This is a genomic window from Streptomyces sp. NPDC096152 (genome assembly GCF_044763235.1).
In the GTDB taxonomy this organism is placed as follows: Bacteria; Actinomycetota; Actinomycetes; order Streptomycetales; family Streptomycetaceae; genus Streptomyces.
Map to the genome: position 1 here is coordinate 874,423 of NZ_JBIWFW010000002.1, position 10,507 is coordinate 884,929.

The 10,507-nt window shown below is 70.4% G+C and carries 9 protein-coding genes; 6 read left to right on the forward strand and 3 right to left on the reverse strand.

Features of this window, described 5'->3' with window-relative positions; translation table 11 throughout:
* Positions 1 to 30 precede the first annotated feature (30 nt).
* Together ACIQ9G_RS09645 and ACIQ9G_RS09650 are read left to right on the forward strand one after the other, a co-directional pair.
* On the forward strand, positions 31 to 1,143 hold the full coding sequence (locus ACIQ9G_RS09645; RefSeq protein ID WP_403607739.1) for an FAD-dependent monooxygenase: 1,113 nt from the start codon (positions 31 to 33) through the stop codon (positions 1,141 to 1,143).
* A gap of 436 nt (positions 1,144 to 1,579) precedes the next feature.
* On the forward strand, positions 1,580 to 2,503 hold the full coding sequence (locus ACIQ9G_RS09650; RefSeq protein WP_403607741.1) for an oxidoreductase: 924 nt from the start codon (positions 1,580 to 1,582) through the stop codon (positions 2,501 to 2,503).
* Positions 2,504 to 2,603: 100 nt separating this feature from the next.
* Here ACIQ9G_RS09650 and ACIQ9G_RS09655 read toward each other — a convergent pair whose 3' ends face one another.
* A complete protein-coding gene (locus tag ACIQ9G_RS09655) occupies positions 2,604 to 3,620 on the reverse strand; it encodes an alpha/beta fold hydrolase (RefSeq protein ID WP_403607743.1) in 1,017 nt (338 codons plus the stop codon).
* A 507-nt stretch (positions 3,621 to 4,127) separates the two neighbouring features.
* Here ACIQ9G_RS09655 and ACIQ9G_RS09660 point away from each other — a divergent pair.
* The 3 genes from ACIQ9G_RS09660 (at position 4,128) to ACIQ9G_RS09670 (ending at position 5,522) form a co-directional block, all read left to right on the forward strand.
* A complete protein-coding gene (locus tag ACIQ9G_RS09660) occupies positions 4,128 to 4,631 on the forward strand; it encodes a hypothetical protein (protein ID WP_403607745.1) in 504 nt (167 codons plus the stop codon).
* 265 nt (positions 4,632 to 4,896) lie between these two features.
* Complete coding sequence (locus ACIQ9G_RS09665) at positions 4,897 to 5,154, forward strand: hypothetical protein (protein ID WP_403607746.1); 258 nt, start codon at positions 4,897 to 4,899, stop codon at positions 5,152 to 5,154.
* Positions 5,151 to 5,522, forward strand: a complete 372-nt coding sequence (locus ACIQ9G_RS09670; RefSeq protein WP_403607748.1) for a type II toxin-antitoxin system death-on-curing family toxin — start codon at positions 5,151 to 5,153, stop codon at positions 5,520 to 5,522. The genes ACIQ9G_RS09665 and ACIQ9G_RS09670 overlap by 4 nt, the downstream gene beginning before the upstream one ends.
* A 24-nt stretch (positions 5,523 to 5,546) precedes the next feature.
* On the opposite strand, the gene ACIQ9G_RS09675 is transcribed toward ACIQ9G_RS09670, so the two are convergent.
* A complete protein-coding gene (locus ACIQ9G_RS09675; RefSeq protein WP_403607749.1) occupies positions 5,547 to 5,675 on the reverse strand; it encodes a hypothetical protein in 129 nt (42 codons plus the stop codon).
* Positions 5,676 to 6,434: 759 nt separating this feature from the next.
* Positions 6,435 to 9,134, reverse strand: coding sequence for a hypothetical protein (locus ACIQ9G_RS09680; RefSeq protein WP_403607750.1), 2,700 nt, complete (start codon positions 9,132 to 9,134; stop codon positions 6,435 to 6,437).
* A 158-nt stretch (positions 9,135 to 9,292) separates the two neighbouring features.
* Here ACIQ9G_RS09680 and ACIQ9G_RS09685 point away from each other — a divergent pair, with 158 nt between their 5' ends.
* Positions 9,293 to 10,498 carry an RNA-guided endonuclease InsQ/TnpB family protein gene (locus ACIQ9G_RS09685; protein WP_403607751.1) on the forward strand — a complete coding sequence of 402 codons (1,206 nt, stop codon included), beginning with the start codon at positions 9,293 to 9,295 and terminating at the stop codon, positions 10,496 to 10,498.
* Positions 10,499 to 10,507 lie beyond the last annotated feature (9 nt).

The window sequence follows — 10,507 nt, forward strand, 5'->3', positions numbered from 1 at the left end:
TATGCATTCAGTGCATTTACGCTCAGTGTCATGCGGACGGTACTCATCTCCGGAGCCGGCGTTGCGGGCTCGACCCTCGCCTACTGGCTGGCCCGCGCGGGGTCGCGGCCGACCGTCGTCGAGCGGGCGAACGGGCAGCGTTCGAGCGGCAACCCGGTCGACGTGCGTGGCCCGGCTCTTCCGGTGGTCGAGCAGATGGGGGTGGTCGACGCCCTGCGCGCGGTGGCCACCCAGGCGACCGGCATGCGGTTCGTCCACCCATCTGGTCGACTGAGCCGCCGGATGTCGATGCCCGCCAAGCGCAGTGCGGCCGGCACCCCGGAGGTCGAGGTGCCGCGCGCGGATCTCGCCCGGATTCTGTACGCGGCGGCCTGCGACGACGCCGAGTTCGTTTATGGCGACACCATTACCCGGCTCGACCAGGACGCAGGCGGGGTCGACGTCACCTTTGAGTGTGGCCCGGCCCGTCGGTTCGATCTGGTCGTCGGGGCGGACGGGCTGCACTCTGCGGTGCGCCGACTCGCCTTCGGCCCGGAGGGCGACTTCGTGCGTCATTTCGGCGTCTACGTGGCCACCACACCGCTCGGTGAGCCGCCCGAGGAGTCGCACGACGTGCTGCTCTACAACACGCCGGGCCGGCTCGTGGCGGTGCATCCGGCCCGCGGCAAAGCGGGGGTCGCGTTCATCTTCCGGCATCCCGCTGTCCCGGGCTTCGACCACCGCGACTCTGCCCAGCACCGGCAAATCCTCGCCCAGGCGTATGCAGGGGAGCGTGGCTGGCGGGTGCCCGAGTTGCTGGCCCGGGCCCAGCGGGCGGACGACCTCTACTTCGACGCGGTCAGCAGAGTGGTGCTGCCGTCTTGGTCGGCCGGGCGGGTGGTGTTGCTGGGCGACGCGGCGGCCTCGGTCTCGCTGTTCGGCGACGGTTCGAGCATGGCCATCGCCGGCGCCCGTACGCTGGCCGCCGCCCTCACCGAGGGCGACCATGTCGCCGCATTCAGGCGCTACGAGGCCGAGCACCGGCGCCACACCGATCCCCGAGGGCGCGGCGCCGGTCTAGCGGCGGCAATGCTGATCCCAAAGAGCCGGGCGGGCGTCGCTACCCGCAACGCGCTGGCCAAGCTGCTGCCGACCGGCCGATGATCGCTTCTGCCGCCATCCGCGCGCATGTCGCAGATCAGTTGGCGGACGCGTACTGCAAATGAGTCGACGGAGGACAACCGCTCGGGGCCCTGCTGAGCTGGGTGGCTTCTGCGATCGATCCCCTAATGCATCGGGCTAGGGCGCCGCGCAACGCTCGGCGAGTTCGGCGAGCTGGTTGTCAACGGCGGGGCGAGGGTCACCTTGTCCGGCCGCGCTGAACGCAGCCACTGTCGTCTGTCGCTTCGCCGGGACAGCAGTACAAGGTCTGATACTTCGTCCTGACCGACGCTCTCTTGATAGATCCAACGACTGTGCGGCGATGGTTGGTTCCGGATAGGGATGTGATGTTTCGCCGAGCCCGTCGACCTGTCGCAGCACACCGTGACGGCTCCATACTCCAGGACCTGACGCACCGACGGGCGAAAAAAGGAGCACGGTGAGCGCAGCGGCGACAGCAGGGACCTGGAAGCTCGGGGATCTGGAAGTGAATCGCATCGGCTACGGCGCGATGCGGCTGACGGGTAACGGCATGATGGGGAACTCCGACGGCACGCCGATCGACCGCGATGTCGCCGTCGGGCTGCTGCACAGTGCGTTCGAGCAGGGCGTCAACCACATCGACACGGCCGCCTTCTACTTCTCGCCACTTCGGTCCGCGAACGAGCTCATCAACCGCGCCCTGTCGTCCTGGCACGGCGACGTGGTCGTGGTGACCAAGGTCGGCCCGGGACGCGATCCCTCCGGCGAGTGGATCACCAGGGCCCGCCCTGACCAGTTGCGTGGCCAGGTCGAGGAGAACCTGCGACAGCTTGGCCGGGACTACCTCGACGTGGTGAACCTGCGCGTCAACGGCCCCTTCACGGCCTCGATCGCCGAGCACTTCGGCGCCCTCGCCGAACTGCGCGGAGCCGGACTGATCCGGCACCTCGGTCTCTCGGGTGTCCTGCCCGAGCACGTGACCGAGGCCCAGACGATCGCGCCCGTGGTCTGCGTGCAGAACTCCTACGGCCTGGACTGGCGCCGCGCCGATGAGAGTGGGCTGGTGGACCTGTGCGGGGAGCAGGGCATCGCCTTCGTCCCATTCTTCGCGGTCTCCGGCCTGCGGCGCGAGGCAGCCGCAGGCCAGGAGCAGGACGCCCGCGTCCAGTCCGTCGCCCGCACCCACAATGCGACGCCGGCCCAGGTGCGGCTCGCCTGGACCCTCCACCGCGGTCCGCACGTACTGGCCATTCCCGGCACCACTAACCCGGTACACCTGGCAGAGAACATCGCCGCCGGAGGCCTGCGCCTTACCGAGGAGGAGTTGGCCGTCCTCGACAAGCCGATCAGCCCCGCGACTTCACCGCGAACCCACGGGTGAAACCACTGATATCGGGACAGCAGGCCCGTGGGTTTCCTCTGATACCCCTTCAGCGTGTGCATCACATCGTCGGCCTGTAACGGGCGGTACCGGACCACGGTCATGTGCCGGGGGAGAGGTGGAGTGGCCGAGGTGCCGCGACCGCTGTTGCTGTGAGTGTGTCCACGGCCGTTGCGACCGCTTCGGGGTTGGAGATCATTGTCAGGTGTCGGGCGCCGGGGATGAGTGTCGGGGGTGGTGCGCCGATGCGGCGGGCGGTTTCCTGCGGTGTCTGCCGGGAAAACACAGTGTCCTGGGCGCCGAATACCACCGACTTGGGCAGGCGCACCCCGGCGAGCCGGGCCACCCGGTTGGCGGGCAGACCCGGCACACCTGCGGCCAGCATGTCCCACAGGGCTCTCTCCGCGCCGGGCATCCGCAGCGGGCGCCGCCACTGATCCAGGCCGGCGGCGTCCAGGCGCGGGCAGGCGGGGCCGCACTGTGTGTCGTACACGCGGCGGGTCACCGTGTCGATGCCGAGCCCGAGTCGTAGCAGGCTGGTGCGGTACGGCTCGATCAGCATGTACTTGAAGGCCGGCGGCGGCCCGGCACCCGTGTCGAGGGCGTCGCCGTCGAGGAGCATCACACCTCCCAGCCGGCCTGGGGCCCGCAACGCCGCCTCGGTGACCACGGCGGCTCCGCCGGAGTGCCCCACCAGCAACGGGTGCTCACCCGGACCGACCAGGTGCATGGCGTCCAGGAAGCCCAGGAGCTGCCGGGTGAAATGGTCGACGGTGTACGGGCCGTGGCGCTCGCTGTATCCGTCGCCCGTCAGGTCGAGCGCGTACACGCGGTGGTCGCGGGCGAGCAGCGGGGCAAGGCGCGACCAGGTGTCCACGGACTCGAAGGCACCGTGCACCAGGACGACCGGTGGGCCGCCCGTTCCCCAGGTCTCGTAGCGCGTGCGGATGTCGGCGGCCTGCACGTAAGCGAGCCCGCGCGGCGGCGCGGCACGCCCGACCGTGACGGCGTTGAAGACGAACGAGGCCGCAGTGACGACCACCAGCACGACGGCACAGCCCAGCGCGGCACGCCGCAGCCGGGAGCGGCGTTGCCCGTGTGCGCGCTCGGCAGGCATCGACGGCACAGCGGACGCCGGAGGGGCGCCCCCGTCTTGGTCGCCGTCCCCGGGTTCGGCGCCAACTCGGCGAAGGTTGGCTCTCACAGCCCACAGCATCACCCAGGGCACACCTGCGGTCATCCTGCGAGGGGCGCCATCGTGGCTACTCCGCCGGGTGTACGGGAACCTCACACCGAAAACGACCCGCCGTGGCCCCAGCACACCTGCTCTTGAGGGCGCGTGCTGCGCAGTCACGCGCGGGACGCCCTCCCAGGCTCGATCAGCCTGGCGTTTGGCCCCCGCGGGGCCCGCTGCCTAGGACCGGCGGACCCGGCGTCTGGGAGGGCGCCGACGCGGGGTAAACGGAACGTACGCCTCCGTCTGGACTGATCGGAAGCCTCACTGCTGTGTGTCGTGGCTCACAATCGAGACGCCTTCGGCGACCTCCGTGGACGGTGCGGAGCCCCTTTACGGCATACGCCCGAGTTGCTGGTCGAGTTCGGCGGCGCGCTCGGGACGGTACTCGTGCCGGAGCCGGTAGCGCTCGGTGACATCGCGCGGCAGATCAAGGGCGAGGGCTTGGACTCCGTGCGCCAGGCGCTGCGGGCCTGCCTCGCCCGGATGCCTCAGTGGACCGAGCGCAGCCTGCGGACGCTGGCCGAGGTGCGGTACGCCTCGCACGGGACCATGCGGCCGGAGGCCGTCGCTCTGCGTGAAGCGTTCGACCAGGCGGCGACGGGGCGGACCCCCGCGGCGGCCGATCGCCTCCAGCGGCAGGTGCTGGCGGGCGCGCTGGACGAGAACCAGTTCGTCCTGAAGCCCGTGGGCGGCGTGGCGCCGGCGCAGATCAAGGCGACCGCCGTTCAAGCTCGCGAGGCCGCGGAGTTCCTGTCCGCCGAGTACGGCGACGGCGTCAACCTGGTCCTCGGGGTGAAGGCGATGCTGGAAGAAGTGGTGTGGGGCGATGAGGAACGCTCCGACGTGCCGAGCGGGCCTGGGAGTGGTTGGGCCGCCACCCCGGGTTCGTGAGCACGCAGCCGGAGAAGCTGTATGGCACGGGTCCGGACAACCTCTGGACGCTGGCGGCCGCGCGGCAGGCGGTGATCGAGCTGAAGACCGGGTGTGGCACCGACACGATCGCAAAGAAGGACGTGGACCAACTGGGCGGCAGCATCCGCTGGCTCAACAAGAACAACCCCCAGGTCAAGCCCCTGCCCCTGATGGTGCATCCCAGCCGCGTCTGCGACGCCAAGGCCACCCCGCAGGCGGGGAAGCGCGTGGTGACACCGGCCAGGTGCGAGCTGTCAAGGCAGGCGGTCGTCCAGCACGCCGTCGCGCTCAGGACTTCGTCCGCGACGCGGTGCTCAAGGCTGCCGGCGACCCGTTCCTCAAGGCCCTCGGCCGGTCCCGCGACCGCGTCCCGCAGCTCGCTGAGGTCTTCGCCACGCAGGACACCCGTGCCGTCGACACCAGCACGGCCGGGTGGCCCGACCTCGCGCCCCTTGGCAGCCGTGACCTGCACGATTTCCCGCAGCGCGGTCACGCCGCGTGACCCGGTTCCTCACCCCGCAAGAGCTCCTGCAGATTGCGCAGACCCTCCCGGGGGACCCGGCCTGTCTCGACTTGGGCGTGCTGGACGCCGTCTGCGCCCGCGCCCAGGCCCACTACATGGGCCGCGATGTGTACGCGAGCGACTGGCTCAAGGCCGCGGCCATGCTGGAGAGCATCGGGCTGCATGAGCCGCTGCAAGCGAAGAACGAGTTCTTCGCCTGGCTGGTCGCCGAGACGTTCCTCAACACCAACGGCGTCACGCTGGACTACGAGCCGGAGGAAGCCCTCGCGCTCGTCATGCGCGCCAAGCACAAGGGCGCCCGTGTTCAGGAGATCGCCGCACAGCTGCGCGCCTGGTCCACCGGCTGAGGCCCCGGCCCACGCCCGGGTTTATCAGTCCCTGTTGCAGGGCGCCTCGAACGTGATGACCTGCTCGTTGGCCGCCTCCTCCGCAGCACTCAGCCGCTCGATGTTGTACTTCTCGTCCAGCACGCGGGCCTTCAGCCCGCAGGGCCTGGCCATACGCGCAGGAAACCGCCCCCCACTTGCTGGCACTGCCTTGTAGCCTCCGATCCCCGATTGCGGCCCTCGCAGGGTGGTGCGTGTTCAGTTCGCGCTGGTATGGCGGGCCTTGGCCACAAGTTCGCGGGGCAGTCCCGGTCGTACGACGCGATGCTGCCATGGACGTCTGCCCAGGCCACGACACCTCAGGGGCCGGGATGACGAACGGTGCCCGCGTTCCGGCCGGCGGGCCCAACGGGACCAACGGGACTGACCGAGCTGGTCAAAGGCGGCCAGGCGGACGCATGCGAGGAGGGTCCGCTCAGGTGCCGCGTTCGACGTGCGTGCCGCCAGGTGCCTTCGTACGGTGGTCAGTGCCCGGCTCGGACAGGCAGCTGGGGCATGGCGGTCCCGCGCTCCGCGCACGTGGCGCGGGACCGCCCAACGGCACTCGGGTTCGCCAGAGAGGCCCGAAGAGCGCAAGGCCGTGCAGCTCCTCCGGCCTGCGGTCCGTCTACGCCTTCTACGACTCGGTCGGCGAGGCGACCCGTCGAGCTCCCCAGAGCAGTGGCCCGACCGGATGGCCGCACAGCCCGCCCGAGCGACACGACACGACTGGCTCCGCACCGTAGAGCGGTCTTCCTGACCTCGGGCGCTGCCCCGCGTGACGCGGCAGCCCGGTGCGCGACCACGAGTGGACCGCCCGTCGTTCAGCCCGGACAGGCAGCCCACTCGTGGCCGTGCTCAGTCAGCTCCGCGTGAGGCTGTGCCTCCTCGACGTCAGCCCCGTGTGACATTGCGCCGCTCCACCACATCGAAGCGCAGCCCGCTCGATCCCTCGCTCCTGCCGGTGTCCCGGCGCCTTGAGCGCCACAGGTGGGTCGAGCCGTCGGGCCCGCGGCCGTACTGCCATGTACGCCGCACCTGGACCCCCTCGCGCGCCACGACCTCGTCGTACAGCCGTAGGCGTGGAGAGCGGTGTTCGAGCAACTCGCCGAGGGGCTGGATGAGCTCTCCGGTCTGCTGGTCGCGCAGCGAGGCACGGGCGAGCCAGCGCGAAGGAGGTTGCCCGTCGGGTTCCTCGACCTTCAGGACGAACGGGATCCAGTAGTCGGGCATGGTGGGGGCCAGACGGTAGGCGAGGTCCGGCGCGCCAGGTGGTGGGGGTGTCTGGGCTGCGGCTAGTTCTTCCGCGCGCCGGTGCCAGGTCTCGACGCGGTCGACCGGGCGGCCCGCCGGGCCGGCGATCACGCGTTCGATGCCCCAGACGAGGTTCGCCGGTTCGTCGCGTATGAGTACGACCTCCTCCAGCGGCGGCGACTCGATCGTGGACGGCAGCGCGTCGGCGGCGAACAGCAGGTCGGGGCGGCCGCCGAGATCGAACATCCGGAAGCCGTCGACGGAGTCGGCGAGCGGCGTGACGTCGGTCTGCCTGCCGAAGGTGTCCGTCACGGTGAGGCTCTCGATCCGGCACAGCGCGCCGACCGGTATGCCGTCGAGGGGGATCGTGAACCAGTCGTTCCCGAAGACGGTCGCGAACTCCACGAACAACAGGCGCATCAGATCCGTCGGGCCTGCGTGCACCGCACCGAAGTCGACCGCCGCATCCTCGATCTCCCAGAACCTTGGCGCGGGCATGCCGGGGAAGGAGACGGGCACGGGTACGAGCCCGCGTTCGAAGGGTGCCGGCGGCGCGCCCGTCGGCACGGCCGCGTCGGCGCGCAGTGAGTCGCCGTCATCCACGGACACGGAGTACCAGTCGAGCCGCCGCCCGTCGTACTCCGGTGCGGACAGTGCGACTTCACCCGCCGAGGTCTCGGTGGACAGCGTGAAGCCGTACTCCATACGCGAGGGTGTCCAACTGTCCCCCGCGCCCGTCGCCTGGGTGAACAGCTCGTCCCACCACGCGAACCACTCGACGACCGCCTGGCGGAAGCCGTCGCGGTCGTTGCCGTCGATCGGCGGCTTGTCCGGAATCCGGCCGCCGTTGGCGGGCAGCGCCTGCTGGAGGTCGCGGTAGAGCAACGCGCCGTCGGGCGTGCGCCCGGCCGCCAGATCGAGATGGCGCAGCGTCCCCGCGTCAAGCGTCCGGCGCTCCTGCTCGGTCGGGGGCCGCATGCCCGCCCACTGCACGTACCGGCGACGGTACTTGTCCGCGTCCTCGGGGCGCGAGAGGCGCCGCGACAGCAGGCGCAGCCAGTGCAGGCCCGACTCGGCGGCGAGGCGCCTGTCGTCGAACGTCGAGGTGCCGTCGCGTGGCGGCAGGATCCGCTCGTGCTCCACGAGGGTCTCGAGCGGTACGTGCCCGCTCGGCACGTCGGCGGCAGATGCAGACGTGGATACGGATGCGGAAACGGGGCCCGGGCGCCACCTCGCGATCCTGGACGTCTCGCCCCTGACCTGCGCGTGTATCGGCGATCCTGCGTCCTCGCCGTCGAACTCGCGCATCTGCCACTGGCGGCCGAGCAGCCAGCGGGCGTCGTACACGGCCGCCTCAAGGCCTCGTTGCAGTCCGGCGTCGAGGTCGTCGTCGCGGGCGTGGACCTCCAGGCGCGTCCAGGCGGTGATCGAGCCGCGGTCGCCCACGACAAGCTGGTGCTGTTCGCCCGTTCCCCACCGTGACGTGATCTGGACCTGCTTGACCCCTGAGGCCCGCAGCTCGCGCAGGGAGGGGACCCGGGCTGTGATGAGGTGGTCGTTCCAGTCGAGGACGGTGAGTTCGAGAGCCACCGTGTCGGTGGACTCCGCGTCCTCTCCTTCGTAGACGGCGACGATCTCCGCCCTGCCCTCCTCGCGTGGGCCGAAGGCGTGACCGTTGATGTCGATGGTCGTTTCGGGGGAGGTGCTCGGCGGGCCGATCGACTCGATCACCGGGAGTTCGCCGAGTTCGAACAGCACCGGCTCGCTCTGCCCCCACGGCGTGCGGACTACGACCTCTTTGAAGCCCGCGCCACCGAGCGCGGCGAGGCCCGGGACCGTCGCGGTGACGGCGGTCGGTGTCCACGACACGATCCGCGCCTCGACGGGGGTCGTTCCCGGGGTTGCCAGGGTGAGCGCCGAACCGGGCGTTCCCGGGCGGCCGAAGCCCTGGCCGGTGATGGTGGTCTGTGACCGTTCGAGTTCCGCGGCGGGCGCGAGCGAACCGGCCGTGGGCGGCGCGTCCTCGTGCAGGACGAAGGCGACCGGTGCGGAGGTTCCGCCGGGCGTCTGGACCACCACGTCGAGCGGTCCGCCGGAGCCGATGGTCGCCAGCGGGGGCACGGTGACGTCGATGCTCGTGTTCGTCCACGTGGTGACGGTGCCCTCGACGCTCGCCCCACCGGGGACGCGGAAGTAGACGTACGACTGCGGCGTCGCGCCACCGAACGTACCGGTCAGCCTGACGCTCGCGCCGCCCTTGCCGGACTGCGGCGCGAGCGAGGCGAGCACGGGCGTCGGTGGGGGAGGGGGCGGCGGCGGGGGCTCTGGGGTTGCGTTCATCGGGATCCCTCCGTGGATACCCCGGCCTTCGGGCCGGGGAGGAAACGGATTCCTGTGGAGCAGGGCAGGGAGAGCCGAGTCGCCGCCAGGGCGGTTCGGCGTCTGCGGCCCACCGGCTGACGCCCATGACTCACACGGGAACTGATAGAACGTGGGGTGTGACGCTGCAGGTCAAGCGGGCGTTCAAGTACCGCTTCCACCCCACGGACGAGCAGGCGGCGGAGCTGTCCCGTACGTTCGGCTGCGTCCGCCTCGTCTACAACAAGGCTCTTGAGGAGCGCACCCGGGCTTGGTACGGCGAGCAGCGCCGTGTCTCGTGCGTGGAGTCGTCGGCCGCGCTGACGCAGTGGAAGAAGACCGAGGAACTGGCCTTCCTGACGGAGGTGTCCTGCGTTCCGCTCCAGCAGGCGCTGCGCCACCTTCAGACGGCGTTCGGGAACTTCTTCGCCAAGCGCGCGAAGTACCCGCGCTACAAGAGCCGGAAGAAGTCCCGGGCGTCGGCTGAGTACACCCGCAGCGCCTTCACGTGGCGCGGCGGGAAGCTGACGCTGGCGAAGAAGCAGGCCCTGGATATCCGCTGGTCGCGCCCTCTCCCGGAGGGTGCGCAGCCCTCGACGGTGACGGTGTCCCGTGACAGTGCGGGGCGCTGGTTCGTCTCGGTGCTCGTCGAGGACAGCGTCGTCCCGGCCGCCGCCACGAGCGCGGCCGTCGGCCTGGACGCCGGGATCACCTCCCTGTTGACCCTGTCCACCGGGGAGGAGATCACCAACCCCCGGCACGAGCGCCGTGACCGCGCACGTTTGGCGAAGGAGCAACGGGAGCTGTGGCGGAAGGCGAAGGGCTCCGCCAACAGGGAGAAGGCCCGCCGGAAGGTGGCCCGCGCGCATGCGCGGATCGCCGACCGGCGCCGGGACTTCCTGCACAAACTGTCGACTCGTCTCGTCCGTGAGAATCAAACGGTCGTGATCGAGGACCTCACCGTCCGCAACCTGCTGAAGAACGACCGCCTCGCGCGTGCCATCGCTGACGCATCGTGGACGGACCTGCGCTTGATGCTGTCCTGCAAGTGCGCCTGGTACGGGCGCGAACTCATCGTGATCGACCGCTGGTTCCCGTCCAGCAAGCTGTGCGGGAACTACGGCACGGTCCGCGAGAGACTGCCGCTGAACGTCCGCGAGTGGGCGTGCGAGTGCGGCGCGGTGCATGACCGCGACGTGAACGCGGCACGCAACATCCTGGCCGCCGGGCTGGCGGCGTCTGCCTGTGGAGACGGTGTAAGACCCCAACGGGAGTCCTCCCGGACGAGGCGGTCGTCGGTGAAGCAGGAAACCCAGCGGGCGACTGCTGGAATCCCCCGCCAATAGACGGGGGAG